Annotated in this window: 12 protein-coding genes and 1 pseudogene; all 13 read right to left on the reverse strand. The window is 50.4% G+C overall.

Annotated elements, in window-relative coordinates; translation table 11 throughout:
* Positions 1-8 precede the first annotated feature (8 nt).
* The 13 genes and pseudogenes from FW767_RS01770 to FW767_RS01830 all read right to left on the reverse strand — a co-directional run bounded on the left by FW767_RS01770 (position 9) and on the right by FW767_RS01830 (position 25,274).
* Entirely contained in the window at positions 9-2,450 is a 2,442-nt protein-coding gene (locus FW767_RS01770; RefSeq protein ID WP_121697874.1) for a glycosyl hydrolase family 95 catalytic domain-containing protein, read from the reverse strand.
* 218 nt (positions 2,451-2,668) lie between these two features.
* Positions 2,669-4,036, reverse strand: coding sequence for a glycoside hydrolase family 43 protein (locus tag FW767_RS01775; protein ID WP_121697875.1), 1,368 nt, complete (start codon positions 4,034-4,036; stop codon positions 2,669-2,671).
* An 18-nt stretch (positions 4,037-4,054) separates the two neighbouring features.
* Positions 4,055-5,137, reverse strand: a pseudogene (locus FW767_RS01780) (alpha/beta hydrolase-fold protein); the annotation flags it as partial.
* 90 nt (positions 5,138-5,227) lie between these two features.
* Positions 5,228-7,198, reverse strand: a complete 1,971-nt coding sequence (locus FW767_RS01785; RefSeq protein WP_121697877.1) for a glycoside hydrolase family 97 protein — start codon at positions 7,196-7,198, stop codon at positions 5,228-5,230.
* Positions 7,199-7,200: 2 nt separating this feature from the next.
* Positions 7,201-8,538: a glycoside hydrolase family 43 protein gene (locus FW767_RS01790; protein ID WP_150980277.1), complete on the reverse strand. Its 1,338-nt coding sequence runs from the start codon at positions 8,536-8,538 to the stop codon at positions 7,201-7,203.
* A gap of 19 nt (positions 8,539-8,557) precedes the next feature.
* On the reverse strand, positions 8,558-10,936 hold the full coding sequence (locus FW767_RS01795) for a glycoside hydrolase family 127 protein (RefSeq protein ID WP_121697879.1): 2,379 nt from the start codon (positions 10,934-10,936) through the stop codon (positions 8,558-8,560).
* Positions 10,937-11,247: 311 nt separating this feature from the next.
* Positions 11,248-12,075 (reverse strand): sialate O-acetylesterase, encoded by an 828-nt coding sequence (locus tag FW767_RS01800; protein ID WP_235897962.1) that lies wholly within the window; start codon positions 12,073-12,075, stop codon positions 11,248-11,250.
* 133 nt (positions 12,076-12,208) lie between these two features.
* Positions 12,209-14,380 carry an endo-1,4-beta-xylanase gene (locus tag FW767_RS01805; protein ID WP_150980279.1) on the reverse strand — a complete coding sequence of 724 codons (2,172 nt, stop codon included), beginning with the start codon at positions 14,378-14,380 and terminating at the stop codon, positions 12,209-12,211.
* An 8-nt stretch (positions 14,381-14,388) separates the two neighbouring features.
* Complete coding sequence (locus FW767_RS01810; protein WP_121697934.1) at positions 14,389-15,435, reverse strand: DUF5627 domain-containing protein; 1,047 nt, start codon at positions 15,433-15,435, stop codon at positions 14,389-14,391.
* Positions 15,436-15,464: 29 nt separating this feature from the next.
* Positions 15,465-17,273: a RagB/SusD family nutrient uptake outer membrane protein gene (locus tag FW767_RS01815; RefSeq protein WP_150980282.1), complete on the reverse strand. Its 1,809-nt coding sequence runs from the start codon at positions 17,271-17,273 to the stop codon at positions 15,465-15,467.
* A 10-nt stretch (positions 17,274-17,283) separates the two neighbouring features.
* The gene (locus FW767_RS01820) at positions 17,284-20,118 is read right to left on the reverse strand and encodes a SusC/RagA family TonB-linked outer membrane protein (protein ID WP_121697882.1); all 2,835 of its coding nucleotides are present in this window, start codon (positions 20,116-20,118) and stop codon (positions 17,284-17,286) included.
* A 36-nt stretch (positions 20,119-20,154) separates the two neighbouring features.
* Entirely contained in the window at positions 20,155-22,089 is a 1,935-nt protein-coding gene (locus FW767_RS01825) for a RagB/SusD family nutrient uptake outer membrane protein (RefSeq protein ID WP_150980285.1), read from the reverse strand.
* A 17-nt stretch (positions 22,090-22,106) separates the two neighbouring features.
* Entirely contained in the window at positions 22,107-25,274 is a 3,168-nt protein-coding gene (locus FW767_RS01830; RefSeq protein WP_150980287.1) for a SusC/RagA family TonB-linked outer membrane protein, read from the reverse strand.
* Positions 25,275-25,584 lie beyond the last annotated feature (310 nt).

A 25,584-nucleotide genomic window follows, 5' to 3' on the forward strand; every position in this document is an offset into this window, starting at 1 on the left:
GTTTAAAGCTACTTTGCGGCAGGCGAAAGCTTGACAGTTTCGCCCGGGCGGGTCATTACATCGTATTCATATACTTCTATATCGCGGCGGTCAACTGCTTTACATTCCGACGACACTTCAACCGGCCTCGGTGAACCGGCCGAGAGCAAAGGATTGGGGCACTCTCCTTTAGCGGGTCGAAGTCCTTTGCCCTTTAAAGGCATTGCCGATCTTATGCGCAACGGGCCGCCTATATTGGACTTTATGGATGCCGATTTGAGTCGGCCGTCACCCCACTCCATCGCCACATCAAAGTTACCGCGGGCCTTAAGTCCGCTTACACTACCCGAGGGAAGTGCGTCGGGAAGCGCAGGAAGCAAGTGCACGGCTCCGTCATGACTCTGGAGAAGCATCTCTGCAATGCCGGCGGTGTAACCGAAGTTTCCGTCGATCTGAAACGGCGGATGGGCATCAAACAGATTGGGATAAAGGCGTCCCTCTTCATTACCGTGGTTCGCCGGCAGCAACGTTATCATGTTTCTCACAATCTTGTCGGCATGATTACCGTCAAGCATACGCGCCCACATGTTTATCTTCCATCCTATACTCCAGCCAGTGGCCATGTCGCCGCGCTGCATGAGCGTGTTACGCGCTCCGGCAAAAGCATCGGGGGTGCGGAATGGCGATATGTGGTTGGAGGGATAAAGCCCGTAAAGATGCGATATGTGGCGATGCTCGTCCTTCGGATCGTCAGCATCCACGCTCCATTCCTGAAGCTGGCCATGACGCCCCACTCGCATAGGCGATATCCGTTTTATGGCTGACATCAACGTATCGCGGTAAGCCTTGTCTACACCGAGAGCCTCTGCCGCAAGACGTGTATTTTCAAGTGCATCGTAGGCAATCTGGTTGTCCATCTCGCAACCGGCCGTTATGGACGTGTTGTTATAGCCGTGTTCTGGCGACATAGAGGGCGATGTCACCAGATAGCCGTTTTCAGGCTCTGCGATAAGATGACTTATATAGAAGTCGGCAGTACCGCGCATGACCTGATAGTACTTTCTCAGAAATTCCTTGTCGCCGGAGAAAAGATAGTGCTGCCAGAGATGTGTGGCGAGCCAAGCTCCGCCGTTGGGCCACATGCCGAAAGTGGCATAGTCCACAGGACCGCACGCACGCCATAGATCGGTATTGTGATGAACCACCCAGCCCTTTGCGTCATAGAGCACCCGGGCCGTACGCGCACCTGTCACAGCCAGCTCCTCCACCATGTCAAACAACGGCTGGTGGGTCTCGGCGAGATTGGTCACCTCGGCCGGCCAGTAGTTCATCTCTGTATTTATGTTGATGGTGTACTTGCTGTCCCACGGTGCATCCATGCTGTCGTTCCATATACCCTGCAGATTGGCGGGCTGACCTCCCGGCTGCGACGAGCATATAAGCAGATAACGCCCGTAGTTAAACAACAGTGCCATAAGCGAGGGATCATAAACGTCACGGAAACCGGCTACACGAACATCGGTGTCAGCCGACGATGACTCTACGTCAGGCAATTCAAGCTTAACACGGTCAAACTGTTCTTTATAGGCCTTCACATGGGCGGCTTTCAACTTCCCGTAGTCATGTCCGTCAACATCGGCAAGCAACCTGTCAGCCTTTGCCGCGGCATCTCCGCTCACATCATCGTATGCCACAAAATTGGTAGCGGCCGATATCTGTATCACAGCCTCCTTGGCTCCGGTGACCTGTATATATCCGTCATCTCCGACGGTTTTACCATCAGTGATAACCTTAATACGCTCCTCGGCCGTAAGAGCCGCGGCGACACCTTCGTGTCCTACTCCGGGCACTGTCACAGCCAATACACCGTCATGAACCTTCACCGTCGAGCCTTTGGGAGCATCATAACCGAGCCTGAAATTCAATGCACCGGCCTTGCCGGCAGTGAGTTTCATAATAATAATGCCGTCAGGTATAGAGGCAAATGTCTCACGGCTGTATTTCACTCCGTCGGAGGTATAATCAACCGTAGCACACGCATCAGCTATATCAAGTCTGCGTACATATTCACTTACATTTCCGCTATGGCCGAAGTCAATCCACAAAGAGCCGAGCGTAAGGTACTTCATGCCGTGCTGCGGAGTCATATAGCTGCTTTGTATCAAATCCTCCGCTTCCTTGGCCTTGTTTTCAAAAATCAGCCGTCGTATCTCCGCCAACCGTGACAAACCGTCAGGATTATTGTTTTCATACGGACCGCCGCTCCAGAAAGTCTCTTCGTTTAATTGTAATACTTCACGGTCTACACCTCCGTATATCATAGCCCCCATAGAAGAGTTGCCTACCGGCAACGCCTCAACCCAAGCCTCAGCCGGACGACTGTAACGAAGTGTCGTTGAATTATCGGCACCCGAAGCCGTATGAGCCAAAATCAATAGAAATGCAAAAAACGTGATAAAACTCTTTTTCATCTTTAGCAATGTTTACATGGTTAATCTATTTTTATCTGTACAAATTTAGCACCGTAATATTAACATACCGCATAATTTATACTTTAAAACAAATCTTTATGACATCTATTTTTTAATCATTCAAAATATTAAGCCGCATATTGCACAGTAAAAGGATGAGCCCGTATGTATTCAGGCGCATCCTTTCACCAATCTAAATGTATCTTGCTGACAAAGGATCAATCAAACGCCCAGTAGTCAAAATTGAAAAGTTTGGGACCCTTGCGTCCTTTGAATACAAAATATATGTCATGAATGCCGGTAGCGGCTTCCTTTACCGGCGCCTCGAATAGTTTCCATTCTTCCCAGCCACCAGTGTGGGTTACGTCCAAAGTAGCTATGACCGGACCTCCGACACTGTCAAGACACACATCGACAGCACCGCCACGGAGAGCACTTGCAAGCGAAGCGCTAACTTTACGCGGACCGTTCTTTCCGAGGTCGACATTGCGAACCTTTATCCAGTCGCCGTTGTGAATATCCGACACATATACGCCCGTCTTGTCATTGGACTCCGTGTCCACTCCTGAAGAGAAAGCTATAGTCTCTGCCTCGACACGACGATACGGATTGAAGGTGGCTATCGGCTTCACACCCTCGTCGGTGGCATTGATAATAGGGAAAGTACCGTCGGTATTGTATTTAAACTGTTCCACGGCAACACTGCGGCCGAAGCCGCCTCCACCGGGTAACTTTCCGGTATGGTAGAAGAAATAGTCATTGCCCTTGTAGTTCACCACACCCGCATGGTTTGTGAACGAACCGGTATCCTGCAGCGGCATAATCTCCCCCATATACTTCCACGGGCCTTCGGGATTGTCGCTCATCGAGTAAGCTATATGTTCGGGAACTCCGCCGGCCGCGTACATAAGATAATATTTGCCGTCGCGCTTGAAGAACCACGGTCCCTCCGTGTAGCAGTCCTTGTATTTGACACCCTTTTCCCTATTTTTCATATCAGGTGCGCCGAAGCCTTCCACCGTCTGTTCCACACACTTTATCTCACCGTCGAACGATATCATGTCTTCGTTCAGTTTCACATAATATATACGTGGATTGCCCCAGAACAGATAAGCCTGTCCGTCATCGTCGATAAAGACAGTAGGATCTATATAGTCCCAGCTCCCGTCAGCCAAAGGCTTGCCAAGCGCGTCCTTAAACGGACCTGTAGGAGAGTCGCCGACGGCAACACCTATGGCCATCGTACCCGACAGTTTGGAGTGCAACGGCACATAAAAATAAAACTTACCGTTGCGTTCTATACACTGCGGAGCCCACGCCCGGTCATCGCCCCATGAAAAATCCTCAATGGCCAAAGGCGACCCGTGGTCGGTCCAATTGACCATATCGGTAGTCGAATATATACGCCACTCCTGCATCCAGAAGAAATCGGCGCCCTTCTCGTCATGGCCCGTATATACATACAATGTGTCGTTATGTACCATCGGAGCCGGATCGGTTGTATACTTTGTCTGTACAATAGGGTTCTGTGCCGACAAGATGCCGACACCCGCCGCTATTGAAGCTACTGCTGTTATAAGTCTCATAATTATGATTATATTGGTTTATTTGTCGGATTTAAAAAGATGCGGCACAAACTCTTTCAGACAACGGCGCCATGTAAGCCACTCATGAGCTGTGCCCTGCGACACGTAGTAATCCACCTCAATACCGAGTCCGCGCAGGGAATTGACCAAAGCTTCGGTACCCATATTTTCTTCGGTTCCGCATCCCAAGAACATATAATTGACATCTTTGTTAAACTTGCTTGCATCTGCAAATACACCGTTGTAGCACGTTTTTACGTCAAGGCCGAATATGGCCCCGCTGAATCCGCCTATGTATGAAAACTTGTCAAGGTTATTAAGTGTGGTGTTGAATGTCTGAAAACCACCCCAAGACAATCCGGCCATAGCACGCGACTGGCGGTCATCGACAGTACGGAAAGTCGAGTCGACCATGGGTATGAGGTCTTTCATTATCACGTCATAGAACGATGAGCCGTACAAGGCACGCTCTTCATTGACATCCTTTCCCTTACGGGGAATAAACGGAGCCTGAACGTCGCCGCTGTCCATCACAACCAGCATAGGCACACACCGGCCGTCGGCAATAAGATTGTCCATTATATGCTGCATGTAGCCCTGAGTGCTCCAGCCCGTCTCGTCCTCACCCATGCCGTGCTGAAGATACAGCACCGGATAACGCTTGTCGCCGGAAGTCTCATATTCGGCAGGAGTGTATACCATACAACGACGGTACTTACCGGTCGACTCCGAGTAGTAAGTGCACGAGCGCACCTGTCCGTGAGGCACCTGCTGCGGACGATAATAATCGCCTTCCGGTCCTTCGGGCACCTCTATACCGCTTGCCATGCGGCAGCAACCGAAATAAGTATACGACGCCGGATCATTGACGCGCACGTTGTCAGCTATCAGGAAGTAATAGTGGAAGCCCGGAGCGAGACTGTCGGTGACAACAGACCAGAATCCGGCATCGTCCTTGGACATATCATACTTTTTGCCGCATATATCCACGCCAATCGACTTGCTTTCCGGTGCATGCACACGGAAATGAACCCTGCCGGAAGTGTCGACTTTCGGATACTCGTTTCCGGGAACATTGGTTTCAGCCGGCTTTACGGCTATATTATCAGCAGCCGAAGCGGTCAGGGCACTGCCCGAAAAGAGCAACGCCGACAATAAGATATTTAACAGTTTCATAATCATATTTTACTATCAGTTTACGGCCACGAAGCCTCCGTTACAAGGTATAGTCACCGAAACAGTCTGTTTTTTATTTAATTTCACATCTTTCACAGAGCCTTCCAACGAAGCATTGTCAGTATACAGTGTAAGTTTGTCGCCAGCTGACATCATAGGCAGTCTGACCTCAAGTTTTACAGGCTCTTTCATAGCGTTCACACCGGCCACATACCATTTATCGCCATGGCGGCGCGCAATCACCACGTACTTTCCGGGATAGCCGTCTATATACTTTATATCATCCCAAGTAGTGGGTACGTTTTTCATGAAGTCCATTGCCCAAGACGGAGCGTCGTCAAGATTATTGGGAGCAAGTGCAAAATGCTGGACGGGACTTTGAAACAGCACAGCCGTAGCAAGTGCGAATACATCGGAGGTCACCCTCTTGCTTCCCCTCGGCTCATTGGCACTGTTGTAGTAACGGTTCAACGCACTACCGCCGAAGTCCATGCTGCCCACAGTATTTCTGATAAACGGATGCAGTGTGGCATTGAATGCCTCGGCATCGCAGCTGCCTTGTGAGAAATGCAGGTTCTCGCTCGCCAGCACCGCCTCGCTCGCGGCATAGTTTGGGAACATAGCCTCCCAGCCGCGCGGCAACGTACATCCGTGAAATATGACAAGAAGCCCATAGTCGTTGGCATCGGTAAGTATATCCTGATACAGCTTCATCATATCCTGCTTGTCACTGCCGAAGAAGTCCACCTTAATGCCACGGATGCCGGCCTTCTGCATCCATGCCATCTCTTTGCGTCGCTTCATGCTATCGTGCATTATGCCCCGAGGACTTTGAGGTGCATCGTTCCAGAAACCGTTGGAGTTATACCACAGATACAAATCGACACCTTTCGTCTTTCCGTATGAGGCAAGTTCCTCCATGCGGTCATAACCTATACGCGTATCCCATAAAGCATCGACAAGCACCGAGCCGTACCCCATAGCAGCCGAAAAATCGATATAGCGTTTCTGCTCGTCATAGTTACAGCTGTCATCCATACCTATGATCCAGCTCCAAGAGCCCTTGCCATAGACTTTGCTGTAATCTTTCGAAGCGGTGTATCGCGGAACTACAACGTCAAACGGCACCGTAGTCTCCACTACAGGCGCCAAATCGCGCCCCAGAGTCACCGTACGCCACGGCATCTCTGCGGGAAGCGCCACGGCAGGACTTACCGAACCGTAACCGTTTATCTCACCCTCCTGAGGATACCCTATTCTATAACCGGAAGCTCCCGAGGACAGCAGACGCGAAGCACAGTAGTAGCCGTCGACACCAGTCTCCGACAAGAGCAGCCATCCGTTCTCACCGTTACGGAACAGACAGGGGAATGTATAACCCGCTCCCCAGCCGTTCTTGCCGGTAGCGTCATCAACCGTATAGGAAGTCTCATAGCTCGGCGCAGTACGTGCGAAGCCGGTCATGGGCTTGCTCTGCGGGCAGAGGAAAGTAGTCGTGCCATCAGGCATCTCGAACCCCGTGGCCTCTTCAAATACTACGGCGCACAGAGCATCGCCCTGCGGATGCAGTATGTAGCGGAAAGCCACGTCATTGTCACTTACTCGAAACTCCACATCAAAAGCGGTCTTGTCATCTTTCGCAAACCTGTACACACCTACTGTGTAGTCCTGATCCACGTGACTTTTCTTAATATTGGGCAACGAATAATCGGCGGTGATTTTCTCTGACGACAAATTTTCCGGCCGACTCATCACCATGCCCGATGTGAAGTCACCGACATTGGTTTTCAGACCCAGCGGAGACGGCTTCATAAAAGTAATACCGTCATATTCTATGCCATACACAGGTTTTCCGTCTTCGCAACCAACACTTACCGTCAGACGTCCGTCAGGACTTGTCAGAGTCTTATCGGACTGCCCTGCAGCCATAGCTGCAGAAACGACAATCCAACAAAACACAGTTGAGTTTATCAATCTTTTAACCATAATTATTTCTTAAAGTTCCAGCTGTCAAGATTAAACAGGTCATCGCCATTTCCGGAGAAGCACAGATAAAGGTCATGAACGCCTTTTGCTCCCTTGACCTTGCAAGTAAACCGGCTGTAATTGTCAATAGAGCCGGTAGGCTTAATCATCACACGCCCTATCACGGGTCCGTCGGCTTTATCAAGCCGCAGCTCGATCATACCACCCGGTTTTACACATGAAGCATCGACGCTGAACGTTTTTGCGCCTTTTTTACCGAAATCCACGCCACGGAGCATGATATACTCACCGTTGTCTATGTCGTGCACATACATGTTGCGCTCACCGAGTTTATCAGTTTTAAGGCCGTATCCCCACGCCATAGTCTCGGCCTGCACTTTACGATAAGGATCAAACGGTTCTATCTGTTCGAGTACGGTATCTTTCCAATAAGGGACTTCGATTATCGTTCCGTCAGGATTATATTTCATCTCCGCAGCACTTACAGAACGACGTTCATGATGTTCGTCGGTAATAAGACGCAAAAGGTCATAATTCAATCCGAACACATAGGACTTGCCTTTATATTCTATTATACCGGGGTGGTTACCGCGAGTGCGCGGTGTGTGGTCCATGATGTGCCCTTTGTGTTCCCACGGTCCTGTCGGCGACTTACTCATCGCATAGCCTATACCCTCAGGACAGCACGTAGAGGCGAAAGCAAGATAATAGTTCTTTTCGCCGTACGCGTTCTTTCTCGCCCAGAGCCACGGGCCCTCCTGATAGTCGTTTATATGATCCATTTCCATTATGTCACCCTTGGTAGATATCATATCCTCGTTGAGCCTTACGCAGAATGTCTTCGGATTGCCCCAATACATGTATGCCTGACCGTCGTCATCTATATATACAGCCGGGTCGATGTCATACCAGTTTTCCTTATTCCAGACCAATGGCTTGCCCAACGGGTCTTTGAACGGTCCGTAAGGAGTGTCGGACACAAGCACTCCTATGCCGTGGCCATGAAGCGGGCAGTACATGTAGAACTTGCCGTTGCGTTCTATAACGTGTTCAGCCCATGCACCGTTATCACGGCTACGCCATGAAAAGTCCTGAAGCGAAGCCACGGGGCCGTGGTCGGTCCAGTTGACCATATCGGTAGAAGTATAAAGCAACCAGTCCAGCATCTTGAAGCCGTCGGCGTCATCTTCGTCATGGGTAGTATAAAGGAATATAGTGTCATTGTAGACCATCGGCGCGGGATCGGCCGTATAACGGGTCTGAATTATTGGGTCTTGGGCGCCGGCCGGCAACATCACACCAAGCACGGCCACTACTGCGACATTTTTTTTCAGATTCATGATTATTTAATGTTATTGATTACTTTTCAGGACGGATAAGACGCACATGGAATATGCCTCCGGCCACATTATTCTTCTTACTTTGGAATTTAACGGTCACAAAATCCTTGCCCGATATAAACTCTGACGGTATAGCGTACTCCTGATCGACAAATTCATCTTTCTTCCATTTACCCGAGGTATTCTCGGAAGCGAGCACTTTGTCATCGATGCAGATGTCAAAGTCGCGGTTGCCGGACTCGTTGCCCCAATAGCGTACGCGCAACAGCAGATTATCGGCACCAGATGTCTTCATCTTATAAGAGAAGTATCCGCCGTTTGAGGCGTCGCGCCACGGTTCACCGTTGTAGTTGCCCGACGATGACGACTTGTGCTCCATAAAGTGGTCAGCCTCGGGCTGCTGCTCGCCGGTGTTCACGGCATCGACCGTACGGCGGTCGAGAGCGAGACGCATCTCCTCGTCCTTGCGGGCCTTTGCCATATAGTTCTTGTACTGACCGGGGGTCATTGAGAGCCAATATATCATATAGCGCGTATCGTGAATGTTGTAGAACGGTTCAAGCACAATGTCGGCCCACTTGTCGGAGAACAGACCCGGCACCTTGAACGCGAACTCTCCGTTGCCTACGGGCTGCATGGCACGCAGCTTCTTGAGCAGCTTGCCACGGTCGCCGATAAGCAGCGGTGTATCGAAAACCGATACGAGCTCACCGCCGGCAATGTGGGCCCAGCGGCTGTCATCGGCCACAATACGCGGAGTGGGAGCTATGCCTTCGAGACGAGCGCCAAGTACAACAGGTCCGCGGAGTATAGACACATAGCTCGGCAGATTGGGCAGCTCCTCGACAGTGACTTTCATCGGCATATCGAGAGTCACCACATCGCCGTCGCGCCACTCGCGGTCGAGAGCTATGTATGACGACGGCTTCGAGAAGGTCTTCACCGGCTTGCCGTTGACCTTGACCGTAACAGCGTCGCACCATCCGGGATGACGGAGCAGAAGGCTGAAATGCTTGGCCTCGGGAGTATTGATGGTAAACTCCGACACACCCTCGACGGGATAGTTGTTGCGCTGCGTCAGCTTTATGCCTTTTTCCTTCCAGTCAAGTACCGAAGGTATGAAAAGGTTCACCCGCAGCGAATCACCGTTATGGGTATAGATGAACTGGCCGTACTTGCCGTGGTTCTCCATGCCCGTGCCTACACAACACCACATGGCGCTGTTGGGCTGTGAATACACACGGTAATGACCCGGACGCGCCGAAGTGAAATATACGTAGCCGCCGTGGTGAGGATGCTGGGTCGACAATATGTGGTTGTACAAGGCTCGCTCATAGAAGTCGGCATAGCGGGCTTCGGGCGACATGCGAAACAGGCCCTCGGTAAGCTTGAGCATATTGTTGGTGTTGCAAGACTCCGGACCTTCGCGGTCATCGACATAGCTCTTGGCATCGCTTGCCGAGGCAAAGTGCTCGCGGCGGCTGTTGCCGCCTATCGAAAGCGAACGGTTGTATACCACTGTATTCCAGAAAAACTCGGAAGCCTTGGCATAATCGGCGTCATCGGCAATCTCGGCCACACGCTGGAAACCGACCACTTTTGGCACCTGAGTATTGGCATGCTTGTTGTCAAGATTGTCGACTCCGGCAAGCATGCTGTCGTAAAGCCAGTGATGGGTGAAGCGGCGTGCCGCGTCAAGATACTTTTGGTCGCCGGTCATGGCGTAAGCGTCGGCATACACCTCGTTCATGCCGCCAAACTCGTTGCCGAGCATGGCCTCCATGCGCTCGTCGGAGAGATTGGATATAACATCAATACCCCAGTCGCACATGCCGAGAAACAGGTTTCGGCCCACCTTTGAGCCGGCATAAACCCAGCTGTCACGCAGTCCGGCATACATCTTGTGCACGTTGTACCACGGCACCCAGTAGTTCCATATCTTGCTCTCGTCGCCGCCGCGCAACGCCGTCCACAGGTCATCGCCTCCGGGCACACCGCCCACATAGCCGTCGCCACGGGCCACGGCACACATGGCGAGTTGGCCGAGCATGTAGTCCATGCGCTCCTTGAGGGCCTCGTTGCCGGTAGCGGCATAGTGGATGGCGAGAGCCGACAGATAATGTCCACCTATATGACCGTCAAGACCGTCCCAGCAGCTGAAGCTCTCCCCTTTCGGAGTCAGCCCCGCCGCTTTGAGATAGGGAGCCAGCAACCGGTCGGTATCGTACTGAAGCAGCACGTCGACATTAAGATCCATAGCATGGCGGAACGGACTATCAAGCAAGGTGACGTCGGACAGCGGGAAACTGTTGTCATACAGCCGGTCCTGCGCCGACACTGCGCCCGATGAAGCCAGCGCCAATGCCGTCAATGCACATGAAATAAGATTGAGTTTCATAATTACTATAATTTATTTTGGTTATTCAAGTTAAGGTCAAACAAAGATAACCAAAAACACGCGCACCGTAAATATGTTATGTAACATAAGGGTCTTGACATGTAACCCCGGCTTAAATCACATGGCAGATTGCGCACATATACGCAGGGGCGCCGGTAGTACGGCGCCCGCGAATCCGGATGGACATACGGCAGAGCGGTTGTAAAAGGCCATACGGGTCGCGGCCGGACGCCGTGGTACCGGCATCCCTACCGACATTGGCAGTTTAACAACTGTGTTTTTAAATTGGCCCCGTGTTCCGCATCGGTCCGCTATCGGGTTCGCGTGGCAAGAACCTCACGGGCATAGCGGCGTCCGAGCTCGCGGTATGCCTCAGCCGTGAAGTGCAATCCGTCGCCACGCTGACCGAGTCCCTCCGACGAAATGACCTTTGCACCCGGTATGACCTCGGGAAGAGTAGCTATAATATCGTTCATGCCGCCGCACTTTCCGCCCTGCTCCGTGGCCACCAGCTCACCGGCAAGCAACGGCACCTGCGCCGGGTCGAGCCCGAGATCACCCACAAGGTCGTCATACAGCTTCTTCACCTTTGACGGCCATGAGGGGTCGCCGCTGTTTGACTCGCCCTGATGCAGAAGTATGCCCTTTATGACACCGTCGCGACAAGCGGCCTTGGCACACTCCACAAGCCGTGTATAAGGATGATTGTCGTACTCCTTCATGAAATTGCGAAGCCACTCGGGCTCATCTTTCAGCGATGCGGGGTCAAAATCCTTTGAAAGGTGCTCTATGCGGCATCCGCCTATGGCTACGGCCACAACACCTACCGTGACATTGTCGGGCAGATTGCCGACCATAGTACGCCCGAAGTAGTCCATCGGGGTCAGACCGGTGTAGTGCCGTACAAGCGGCGGCACAGCAGCATACCACGAGCCTTTAACACGGCCCTTGTCGGGGAAGTCCACTGCTGCCATCATCTTAAACCGCCCGGGCACATCGGCCGTATCGACAGGCTCCACAGCCGCATTGCCCTCCATATTGGACTGTCCGAGACACAGATATATATGAAAATCGGGATTTTGCGCCGCAGCCGGCATAACAGCCGCCAGCAGCAATATCAAAATTTTGAATAATCTCATAAGTATACTATTTTTCTTGGGTTTTTAAACAAATATGGACGCCTCCCGGCGTCCATATTTTCATGAAATACACAAATTAATATCAATCGTTAAGATGATACTTCTTTTCTAATTCAAATATGGTATATCATACTTATTTACCGGCAAGACCGTCACAGAAACCTCCGTAAGCCGGCTTGCGGTTGAAGTTCTGGTCCCAAAGGCCGATAGGCTCGCCGGGACGCCATCCGCTGCCCTCGGGGCTGTCGGTCTGCGCCCATGCGCATATACCGTACTGCTGATCGACAGGAATGATTTCAAAATACTTCTCGACGATAAACTTATAGAAGTCGGCCATAGCCTTATGCTGCTCAAAAGTAACGTCCTTGGTCAGTATTTTCTGGCCTTCGGCATCGCAGATACCCATATCAAGTTCGGTGATGCGTATCAGCTTGCCTGAAGCGGCGAGTATTTCAAACATCTTGACTATATGCTCCTCCTTGCTTGCCTGTGTCTCGGGGTTCATATAGTACGACACGTGCATCTGAGTGCCGATACCGTCGATGACAGTCTCGCCGTCGCTTTCCCAACGGGTTATCCACTCCACGAGGCTCTTTGCCTTACCGTTGTCATCATAGTCCGACTCAAGATTATAGTCGTTGATAAAGAGCTTAAGGTCAGCGGGGTTTCCTCCGTTTTCAGCAAAATACTTACGGGCAAACTTGATGGGCACACGCACATAGTTGTCACCGAGATAATCCTGCCAGTAGAAACGGTTGGAAGTGTCATCGGAAGCAGTAGCCGCCGACTGCATCGGATAAGGCCATCCACCACCACCCGAGAGCGGTTCGTTTACGACATCCCAAGCTTTAACACTACCCTTAGTAGCTTCCATCATGCCTTTGACCCAACGTTCCATCTCGTTAGTAAGAACCTCGGCTTTCTCCTCGGGAGTCAACGGTATGGAGTTTGCCGATTTCTCATAGTAGAAACTTAATTCCTGAATGTATATCGTTCCTACATAAGCACCGTAACTGAAGAGGAAACGCAAGGCATTCTCACCGGTACATGTAGTCGAGACAACAACCTCTTCCCAATCGGTAGTAAGCGGTATGGCGGAGAAGTCACCGCAACCCTTATATCCGTCAGGGTTCTGCAATCCGGCAGATATGCTACCGGCCACACTACCCTTGATCTTGACTTTCAAGAAATATTTGGTACCTACCTCTAATGGCTTGTCAAAATCTTTTCCTGCCTGAGCATCCCAAGGATTAGCTGCTGACGGGTTAGTGAGTTCAAGAATATCATTGACAATTTTACGGGTGGAGTTATTACCCCAGCCCATGATAGCGTTATCCTTATCCTCTACTGTAGCGAAATCAGGCTCCCACATAGGCACGGGAATTGATATTGCAGGAGTCTCAAGATGTGTGATTTTCACATACTTGATTTGAATAGTACCTACAAATTGACCGGACTGCAATAATACAAAGCCACCGTCGGTAGCCGATGTAAAGTCGATTACTTGTTCTTCCCATTCAGTACCGAATGAAACACGGACATTTGATCCGCCTCCCCAATCACCGACTTTACCTTCCATCGTACCTTCACCGGTACCACGGGCCATCACTTTAAGCCTGTACGATTTTCCTTTTTCAATCGGAAGTCCGTCGGCAACATGATATTGGATCTTCCAATTGTCAGTAGCAGCTGCGTTTACAAGTTCAAAGCAACCCTCATTTATCGTAATGTTTGGCTTAACTTCATCGGGAGCCCAGAAATTGTAAGATGAAACAGTAGAATAATCCATAACATAATCCTCTTTTTCCACCTTCTCGTTAGGATCCACCTCAAGCTCCTTATCCTTGATCAGAGAGTTCAGCCACTTCACGGTCTGCTGTTCATGCCAGCATAGAGTGTGGCCATAGACTTCCAGACCGGCTTCGGTTGCTGCCGATACGAAATCGCGCACTTTGCCGAAGTCCATCTCGCCTTTGTCGTTTACAATCGAGCTGTACTTCATGGCATTGCCTGTAGTCACCTGATCGAAATTGGAGTTTGTGAGCAAATATACATCTGTCTTCTTCAGATAGTCATCGGCATTCACTCCGGTTCCCAAAAGGAAACCGGGGTTAATGGCGACATCTGACTTATGACGGTTAGCGTCGAGATACGACTTAAGCGTGCCGTAAGAATTGAGATATTCGTACTGGGCTATATTCTCAGGCTTATCGACAGTATAGTCGGTATTATCGATAAAATCGGTACATCCGGCCAATGCAGACACAAGCGGGAGCGCCCATATCAGTTTTTTATAATCGTTCATAACACTTCTTATTTATTATACGTGGGATTGAAGTTCAATTCGGCTTTCACTTCGCGGGCACGCACTACAAGAGTGTCCTTGGTCGCAAACTGACGGATGCCGAAATTAATCTGGTAATCAAGGTATAAAGCGTCACGGTCCTCGTTATCCCAGCTTTTCTCTTCACCATCTTTGACAAATTTACCGGTACCCGAAGCGGTAATGCCGGGTGTGTCGGAGCTTATGGTACACTCATCGCCGTTGAAAGTAAGCACCATGTTGCAAGTCAGTGTCTTGACCGACTCACCGTCAGGAACCACTGTCGATACGGGGAAAACGGCCTGATTGAGCGACTTAGTGGTAAGGTATACCACTTCATCGTATTCCACATACTCTTTATGGCGAATATTGGATTCGGTTTTACCGTCTTCAGTTATCAGGTCGATACCACGACGCAGATAGCTTGAGTGCCACGGATTGATGTAGCGTACACAATACAGGATGTAGTCCTTGGGCTTGACGTCCCATGCCGAGGGGTCGCAACGGTCGGGGTTCTCCACTCCTTCAATAGGAGTGCCCGAGAGTATTCTGTCGGCGCCTATGGCATTGACCATACGCAAAGGTATCACATAAGTCTGCTTAATGGCATCGGGGTCAGCAAAAAAAGCGTCAGACAATGTCACTGTCGTGCCAAAGAGGAAGTCTTTCTTCTTTGTAAGCACATTTGACTCCAGAGAGTAGTAAGTCTCAGGCATGACCTTTACGGGAGAACCGTCGGAGAACTTCAGCTTGTTGGTCAATGAATTGTCGACAACCACTTCTATTCTAAGGTCGCGCGACTTATAAGCGCCTCCCTGAGTGGCATAGATCATGTATTTGTGTTCATTATCAAGAGAGTTGTCCTGCTCGCCGTCCTCACCCAAAGTAATGCACTTCACAGGATACTGATTGGCAAAATAGGCAGTAACACCACCCTCATAATCAGGCCAATCCTTATCGGGATTCTTACAGGAGGAAACTCCCACGGCAAGGAGCGCTCCCAAGCCTAAAACGATACCGTGTTTAATGTATTTCATATTTATTTTTTCCATTTGAGAGTTAAAAATTACCATCCCTTATTCTGCTCGATATTGCTGAATTTAAGCACATCGTCATAAGGAAGCGGACCGTAAATCATGTAGTCCTTATAGTCACGGGTTTCAACATCAATATAGTTGTAAGAGCTACCATTGATCGATACGCCACGGGCGGTCGAGTTGAGTGTATTGAGGTCGCTGTTCCAACGGCGGAGATCCCAGAAGCGGGCGCCTTCGAAACAGAGTTCAAGTCTGCGCTCGTTGCGTATGAGCTCGCGCATCTTCTCCTTGTTGCCCTTTATCGATTCAAGATAGCGGTCACCGCCCTCTACTCCTTCACCGAGAGCACGCTTGCGGATAGCCTTGATCACGTCGTAGGCCGAATATGAGTGACCTCCGGTGCCGGTGGGTCCCCATACCTCGTTGGCAGCCTCGGCATAGTTCAGGAATATCTCGGTATAGCGGATGTAGGTGGTAGCGTGGTTCTTGTTGACCGTGCTGGTGGGGTTAGGACTCGCGTCGTTACGCAGAAGCTTACGCATGTAGTAACCTGTGCGGGTCGAGTGTCCCGACTCCTTGTTTATACCGTCGTTATTGCCTGCATCGACTCCGGTGTTGATGACCGAGTTGTTGATACCGAGCTGGGATCCGTTGGTGACAATATAAAGAGCCAGACGGGGGTCACGGTTGGCATAAGGATTGGAGCTGTCATAATTGCCTTCACTTTCGGTGATAGGATAACCGTTGGCCATAGGGAATGCATCGACAAGATTCTGTGTAGGATTGATGCGTCCCTTACCGTAAAGCGACGGCGGGAAACACTCTTTCTCGATATCGGAATTCTCGTCATGTCTGCTTCGCCATATAACCTCAGCATGGCTTACAGTTTCGGTAGGAGCATTGCCGACCTCCGAGTCAGAGTACCAGATATGACCATTCTTAGCAAGTCCGGCCGGACCTCCTATATGATCAAGTACGGCAGCAGCCTGATTGGCGGCAGTCTCCCATGTCACGCCTGAACCGTTGCTGAAAGCGGGACTTGCAGCAAGAAGAGCGGCCTGTGAGCCCACAGCCTGTGCTATACGGCCCGACATACGGAGGAACGTAGACGCACCGAACACACGGTTGTATCCGTCAAGTGTAGCACCTATCGCCTTATACTTTTCAGGAACATCATTGGCTGAAGCGGCATCGGAATACTCATAGGGCAGCAGCTCGGAAGCGTTTCTAACGTCTTCGAGCAGACGCTCCATGCACTGTGCAAACGTGCTGCGCGGCACGTTCATGTCAGTCTCGGCCGTATAAGGCTCAGTCCATATCTGAACGCCCAGAAGCTCGCCGGAAGCGTCTAAGCCGGCGTAGTTCTGGAGAAGGAAGTACATGTTGAGGGCACGAAGTCCGTAAGCTTCACCCTTAAGACGGTCGCGAAACATGGCGTTGGTAGCTTCGTCATTGGCAAATACCGTATTGTCGACATGCTTCAGTACCAAGTTTACAAACTGGATGGAGGCATTGCGGTCGCGCCAGTTGTCAACCGACTTGCCGGTTCTTGATGTCCAGCCGCCGGTAGCCATTGTCAGATATGCGTTGTCGATATTGTTTGACACGGCATCGTCCGTAGCCACATCGTTACGGTTATCGGAGTTATTTTCGCCGGTCACTCCGGGATAAGGCATCAGTATATACGCACTGCCGAGGATCTGATCGACATATCGCGGATCGGTATCCATCTTGTTCTCATCCATGATGTTCTCGATGGCGGGTTCAAAGAGGTCATCACATGCCCAAGCAGAGGATACGAGTGAGGCAATGACAATATATTTTGCTATATTTTTCATCTTTTAGAATTTAGAATGTTACTTTAGCACCGATGTTATAGAAACGTGACTGCGGAGCACTTCCGACATTCATTTCCATAATTTTACGGTTTTTACCGATGGTAAGAAGATCATCGCCGCTGACATATACCTGCAGCCCCTTGACTATGCCGTGTATAATCGACGAGGGGAAGTCATAAGTAAGCTGTATTTTGTCAATGTCGAAACGGTCAGTGCTGTAGAGCCAGAAGTCAGAGGCCACATAGTTGTTGGCTCCGTTGGTGGTAGTCAGACGAGGCATGGTAGCCGTAGCCGCCGTAGCGGGAGTCCAGCGTTCACGTGCCATAGCCGAATACTTGTTGTCGCCCACCATCTTGTAATAAAGATTGTCGTTGAGCATACCGTGTCCGCCGTAGCTGCCAAGTCCGTGTACGAAGATCGTGAAGCCTTTCCATTTGGCTGAAAGATTGACGCCCATAAAGAATGGAGCGCCATACCATCCGCCTTTGGCAAGCATGACCTGATCGTCCTGATTAATCTTACCGTCATTGTTTATGTCGGCATATTTGAGGTCACCGGCCTTGAGGTTAGAGCTTCCGAGAGCCGACTGGTCAACGGCTGCGGCCTCTTCATCGGTGGCGAAGAAACCAAGACACTTGTAGCCCCATATGCCGTCGATGGCTTTGCCTTCACGATACTGGTAAGCATACTCGCGTATCTCATCACGCTTTGAAGCCTTGGTCTTATAGTAAGTACCGGTGACACCCATCTGCAGATCCACCTCACCTACTGTCTTCTTCAGGTTCACGCCGAAATCAAAACCGGTGCGGGTATTGGCATCGTTGTTAAGATAAGTGGCAAGAGAAGAAGCCGGATAGTAAGTAGAGAAGAATGTCGGGAACTTAGAGGAGTTGTTGATAACGAGTCCGTCCATCTTATAGGTGAAGAACTGCGCGTTCACGTCCATAAGATTGTTGAAGAACGTACCGCGTACTGAAGCGGTGAACTCCTTGCGCGATATGTAGCCCAGACCGGGGTTGCCGCCTCGGGCGGGATAAGCCGCAGCCTGACCGCCGGAACCACCCCATGAATACCAGCCGCCTGTAGTGAAGTGGGTGGAATAAAGGTAGAAGCCGGGGATGTCCATATCAGACTTGACATCGGAAGCCGATACCGACAGCATAAGGTTGTTCACGACAGGATTGTCAATGAGGAAGTCCTCCTGCGATATACGCCAACCCAAAGTGGCCGAAGGCGACCAGCCCTGACGGTGACCGGGGGCCAACTTGGCCGAATGAAGGCCTACCAGCGACAAGTCAGCATAGTAACGGTGGTCATAGTTATAATCCACCTCAAATCCGATATTGGCACTGCTTACGCGGTGGTATTCGCCGGCAACCGTGCGCTGCCATCCTGCTGCAAGAGCAAGAGCGTGGAAATTATGCACATCAGCGAATGTGCGGTTGTAGTCAAACTGACCTGACCAAGAAAGAGTCTGACGGCTTGCCGAACCGGTTACATTCTGCACACCCGAGTGCTCGTCCTTACCCTCCTTATTTACCGACGTGATCTCGTCCTTGCCGTTGAAATTGCTCCATACGGGGATGAAAGTCGCGTAAGAATCAGTGTAACTGGTGTTGTAGGATGTAGCATAATCTACAGAGAAACGTGTACCGAAAGTCAATCCTTTGGCCAACATGCCCAAGTCAAGATTCACACCTGCGTCAAACTGGAACTGACGGCTTGTGAACTTGGTATAACCCTTGGCAAGATAGTCGGCAAAAATATTGGTGGGATCAATCTGCGTACCGGCGAGGAAATAACCGTCACGGATATTGTTAGAACCGTTTATCAGACCCAATGATTCAACAGCATCAGGATTGACCATGCTTATAGGTATAAGCGGCGTGATACGGTTGGGTCGGAACGTGGAAGCTGACTCCCAATAGTTGCCGTGGGCCGAACGCGCACCATAGAACGTAGCGTCGGCATTGACATAAGCCTTCACCCATTCCGCAATGTTGACATCGATATTACCTCTTACGCTGAAGCGGTCGGTGTAGTTGTTCTTGGCTTCACCGAAGTTCAGATAGTCGCCCAGACGATAATAGTTGATGTTGGTATAAAAGCGCGCACGCTGATTTCCGCCGGAAATCTCGACGGTGGCATCGGAGCGGTTATATACCTTCTTCAGGTATTCCGACGAATACATGTTCACGTCGGGATAACGGTAAGGATTGGTGCCGGTGGCGGTGTTATAGATCTGATCGGCGGTGTAAGCCGGTCCCAAGTCGTCGTTGGCACGTGCCTCGTTGTAAAGAGTCATGTATTCAGCCGATCCGAGATACTCGGGCATAGACTTGGCCACATGCCATCCTGTATTGGCACGAACATTGATGCGCAGCGGACCTTCATGACCGCGCTTGGTGGTGATGTAGATCACACCCTTTGCTGCACGGCTACCGTAAAGCACAGTGGCCTGCGCACCTTTCATGAAAGTTATTGACTGTACTTCGGTAGAGCTCACATTGTTCATGTCACGAGCCACACCGTCGATGAGCACAAGAAAACCGGCATCGTTGTCTGCGTCCATGCCCCACAGCGAATTGCCGTTAAAGCCCGACACATAGCCTGATATAGTAGAGTTGCTGATTTCGTTGATATAGTTTTTCTGCATGAGCGCCTCTACATCAAGCACCTCAACTCCGCCAAGCACATCATTTTTGTCGATAGTGCGATAAGCCAGCTGAATCTGGTTTTCCGCATTCAAGCTATCGGCAGATTCTTCCGAGGCCGCATAAGCATCACCGGCACACACCGACGACCCTAATGCCGCAAGAAGAATTATTTTATATTTTGATATCATATTTTTACTGTGTAATGGTTAAGATTAATCAGCTTATTACCATCCCGGATTCTGCTCAAACTCAGCATAAATATAGGTATCGTCACGAAGTAACGGGAACCAGTAATGCTTAGAGTCAAAGTTACGGGTCAGAATTTCTTCTTCACGGAACTCGGCAACTTCAGCCTCGGCAGGATCATTTTCTGCAAAGAAGCTTTCGTCGGCACCCGACACACGTAAAAACTCCTGCGAAGTCTTGCGGGTGTACTTGGGCTCGGTAAGAAGCAGCCAGCGCTGAAGGTCATGGAAACGGAAGCCCTCGAATGCTAGTTCTACTGCGCGCTCGCGACGTACCTCATCCATATAGCTGTTGCCGGAGAACTTGGTCGACACATGGCCGCAGCCTACACGGTCACGCAGACGGTTGATGGCTTCAATGGAGGTAAGGTCGCACTTGGACGACTTTCCGGAAGGACCGTTGAGCACAGCACATGCCTCGGCATACATCAGATATACATCGGCGAGACGCATGTAAGGTACATAAGCATTGGGGTTCTTGTCATATTCATCTTCACCGTCGATCTTGTTGGCGGTATGAGGAACAAGCTTCTGCATCCAGTAACCTGTACGCGAACCGTTGGCTATGTCACGTCCGCTTCCGCCGGTGGCAAGACCGGCATACTTGAATTTGGCATCATTACCTTTTGCCTCGCCATTGATATACTTGACACCGTCAAATATTATATCATGGTAGAAGCGGGGGTCACGGTTCTTGAACGGATGCTTTTTGTCAAATCCCGAATCAGGATCGTCAAGAGGCAATCCGTTGGCCATACCGTAGTTGGCTACGTAGTTGGCAGTGGGAAGATGGAAGTGCGGGTCACGCTCGCATATTTCGTAAGGACCGAATGTGCGGCTATAGTTCCAGCGGGTGAAGTTCCACGCCACTGTAGGACCACGGAGTATGGCTTCTTTACCGCCGGGCTGCAACCAGTTGCGACGCGATGTATAGAACAGTTCGCTATAGCTGTATTCCACACCCGAGCTCTTCTGATGGTCATACACGTTAGTATAATCAAACTTGGCAAGCTCATACTGGGTTTTACCTTTTTCTACAAAATCAATGACCTCTCCGAAAGCATCGGCGGCGAGTCTGGCCAATTCCTGATCGTAGTCATAGGTATGTGCACCACCTGTCTGCGCGCCATGCTGCATAAGAGGACTCGCAGCCCACAGATAGTTCTTGCCGAGATAAGCGAGAGCGGTGATCTTGGTAAGACGCAGCTCGTTTTTACCGAAAGTTTTCTTACCCGGGGTCGTCTCGTCCCAGTTCATGGGGAGCAATTCGGCGGCACGCTTCAGGTCGAGAGCGACAGAATCGGCACACTCAAGATAGCTCAGACGAGGCAGACGGGGCGACTCTCCGGAAGAGAGCGTTTTGTTTACATACGGAAGACCGCCAAGGAACTGCATCATCTCGAAATGCCACCATCCGCGGAAGAAATAAAGCTGACCGAGCAATATGTCCTTTTCTTCCTTTGTTCCTACAAAATACTCGTCAATCTTGTCGATAGCGAGATTGGTCTTGGCTATACAATACCATGCGTTGCCGTAAAAACGACGGTCATGGAGGTTAAGCGAAGTAGGATTTTTTCTATCTGCCGCAAACCAGAACTGGGCATTGTTCTGCCAAGCGTAGAAGTTGCCTATGTCGACCTGTGTCTGCATTGTGCGTTCGGCCTCGGCCTGCGGTGTGGATATCTCGTCATCGCCAAGATTCCATGAGGTGGTCCAGTAGCACTTTACTTTGTCGGGTATACAGTTATAGATTTCCTCTATGTATCCCTGCATATTTGTGAAATCCTTAAACGGAGTTTCGTCGGAAATGTCGGAACTGGGCTCCTTGTCGAGATAATCCTCGCAAGAAGTAAACGTAGCTGCCCCGGCTAATCCCAAAGCGATTACCGCAAACGATTTAAATATTCTGTTCATAATTGTCATCTTGAATCTTAAAGATTAAACTTAATACCGAGGTTGAAACGGCGCATGGTAGGATAAGCTCCCGAGCCGGCTCCGCCTGCGAAGTTGGACTCACGGTCGTCAGGCATTCGGGTCCAGAGCCAGAGGTTGTTACCGTTGAGGTAAACCTTCAGGAAGTCGATACCAAGTTTCTTAACCCAGCCGCCGGTCCAAGTATATGCGATTTCGGCATTTTTCAGACGTACGTAAGAACCGTCGTAAAGATACTGGGTGCCATTGCTGTAGCTGCTGACCTGCGAGTAGTAACGGGGTATGATGACATCGCCGGAAAGGTCAGTGCCGTTCCACCAGTCACCAAGGTTATAAACGTTATGAGAATTGCCTGAGAAGCTGACAAGACCTACATCGCGGGTCACGCCCGTAACGCCATAGAACTGTACGAAGCAGCTGAAGCCCTTATAGTCAAATCCGATCGTAGCATTGTATGTATTCTCGGGAGTACCGGTATAACCGTAAGGTGCGTTATCCTGCACATCCACAATACCGTCACCGTTGAAGTCGACGATATAATAGTCGCCGGGAAGACGGGTTTCGTTGTTTACGTCATGTGAAGGAGCACCGATGAGTTCGTCAAACGAGTTCAAGAAACCGCCGTTGATATATGCATGGGTCTGTCCGATACCATAACCGGCCTGTTTCTGATAAGCAGGTTTAAGTTCGGGGTCTTCGCGGAAGATAATCTTATTGGCGGCATGTGTCATGCTGGCATTGGCCCATATGCGGATATCGCGGGTTATGTTCTTGTTGAAGCGAAGTTCAAACTCATAACCTTTGGCTTCAGCCTTTCCGAGGTTGGCGGTAGGAGGTGTCTGTCCGAAATAAGTCGGGATAGAACGGTCGCCACCTCTGATAAGAATGTCGTTACGCTTATCCTTGAATATCTCGACAGTACCGGCGATCGTATTGTTCAGGAACGAGAAGTCGATACCGAGATTCATCTTCTTCACCTTCTCCCAATGTGCATCGGGGTTACCGAGCACGGTAAGACGATAGTATTGGTAGATAGAACCGTTGGGATAAGTACTGCCCTGAGGATCAGAGAAACCTGATACAGACATATTGGTGTTGCCTCCGTAAGCCCACTGGTCCATGTAAAGGAAGCGGTCGCCGGAGTCATCACCGATTTCACCGTAAGAAGCACGTATCTTCAGCTCTTCCCACCAGTTGTTAAGTCCGAGATTGGACCAGAATTTTTCCTGCGAGGGACGCCATCCGATAGCGCCCGAGTTGAAGAAACCGAAACGATAGCCCTTGCCGAACTTTTCGGAACCGTTGTAAGCACCGTTGTACTCGACGAAGTAGCGGTCGGCGAAATTGTATGTGGCACGGAACACCCAGTCCTCACGATGGATGGGTATCATGTTACCGACAGCAGTTTCCTGACGGGTCCATACACCGGTAAGACCGACATTATGACGTCCGAACTCACGGTTCCAGTTCAATTGCAGCTGATAGTTGAGGTTACGTATAGTCATGTGGTCCTGTACCTGACCGTTAAGAAGCGACCAGTTACCGGGAGAATACTCAAAGCCGGTGACATTATCTTTCGGCTCCTTGATCTGCGCTATACCGGTCTTGGGATCGATCCATTTATGGATAGGACCGTTCCAGAGGTCATTTACACCGCGCTGCGATTCTACGAAACGGTTGTCCCACGAAATCATACCGCGGAAGTTAAGGCCCTTTGTGATGAATGCGAGATCCTGCTCAAGCACGAAGTCAGTGTTTACACGGGTAGTGGTGCTCTTGAACGCACCACCGGTAGCAAGCTTCTCTACTGAGTTGGAAATATTCATATGCACGGGGTCATAACCGTAGGTGCCGTCGGAATAAACCGGACGGAAAGCATCGGGAGCCACATTATATACACCGGCCCATATCTGCTGGTTCTGCCAGTTGCTCTGGTCGAAAGAGGTACCGCCGCTATCGGGAGTACTTGAATTGCGCTGTCCGCTTGATCCGGCAATATTCACTTTGAATACCGTGGTGGGAGTGATTGTAAAATCAAGGTTAGAACGGGCGTTGATACGGTTGTAATCGAAATTGGCCGTATATCCGCGTCCTGAATCTATCTTACGGAACAAGTCGCCTTCGTGCACGAAGTCAATCACGGCAAAATAGCGTACAAACTTTGTACCGCCGCTGATAGACACGTTACCGTTATAGGCCATGGCGTGTTTTTTGAACAGCTCGTCCTGCCAGTCTACGTTGGGATAACGCTCAAACTCTTCAAGATTGGCCGGATTGCGATATTTGTAAAGCACGGCATGGGGAGTCATATGCGTCCAAGAAGTCGGAAGCACGGCAAGTTCATGAACCACCGCCTTGTTAAGCGCGGCAAGCGCATCGTATGAGTCAGCCTTGTTGGGAAGTTTTGACACGCCCTTCAACGTGGCGGTAAAGCCTACATCAATCTTGGCGCGGCCTTCTTCGCCTCGCTTGGTTGTGATAAGAACGACACCGTTGGCACCCTTCACACCGTATACGGCAGTAGCGGATGCGTCCTTAAGTACGGAAATCGATTTTACAGAACTTACGTCGACACTGCTCATGTCGCGCTCGATACCGTCGACAAGGACGAGCGGGTCGCTGTTGTTCCAAGAGCTGGCACCGCGGATAGTGATCTTGGCGCTTTCGTCACCGGGCATACCTGAAGACTGCACCGTAACGACACCGGGAAGATTACCGGTAAGGGCGGCACTGATGTCATGCACACCGGCTGCTCGTTCGAGAGCCTCACCTGTTGCTTGGGTGATGGCACCCACGACCGAGGCTTTTTTCTGCTGACCGTAACCGACCACGACTACCTCCTCAAGCTGCTGGGTATTGGTGACAAGAGTCACGTCCACTTTGGAACGGCCCTCTACCTTGACCTCCTTGGGAAGCATGCCGATATAAGAGAAGACCAGCACGGCTGTTTTAGGATTTGCTACTTGTAACACATAGTTACCGTCTATGTCAGTGGCAGTGGCGACTCCGTTACCGCCTTTCAGGGTCACTGTGGCCCCGATGAGCGGCTCGCCGGTATCGTCGACTACCGTACCCCTGATAGTTTCGGCATATGCCGACATAGCCCCGAGGACTACGAAAAGCAGGAGTAACGAAATGCATCGAAAAACTTTCTTTACATTTTCCATTGTAGTTTGTTTAAAGCGAATAATTTTTTAATTGGTTTTTTAAGATGGGAACCATGCTCTCATGTATGGCTCCGGTTAAGGTTAGTTTAATTGATTCTTCTTTCTATAAGCAGTTTGTTTAAGGTTGATATTTAGGTTAATTAATTGGCTGACGACAAATAAAGCCATCGCCCGGTCCGCACGTCATGGTGGCGGCGGCACAGCAGAATCGGCACAAGGTGAAGTGCCGGCCGATAACGATTGACTTTAATTTGATTTCCATTATTAAGTTTGTTAATACGACTTAAAATCCAAATCCGGTTTCAAAGAT

Origin of the sequence: Heminiphilus faecis, from assembly GCF_008728965.1 — a bacterium.
GTDB lineage: Bacteria > Bacteroidota > Bacteroidia > Bacteroidales > Muribaculaceae > Muribaculum > Muribaculum faecis.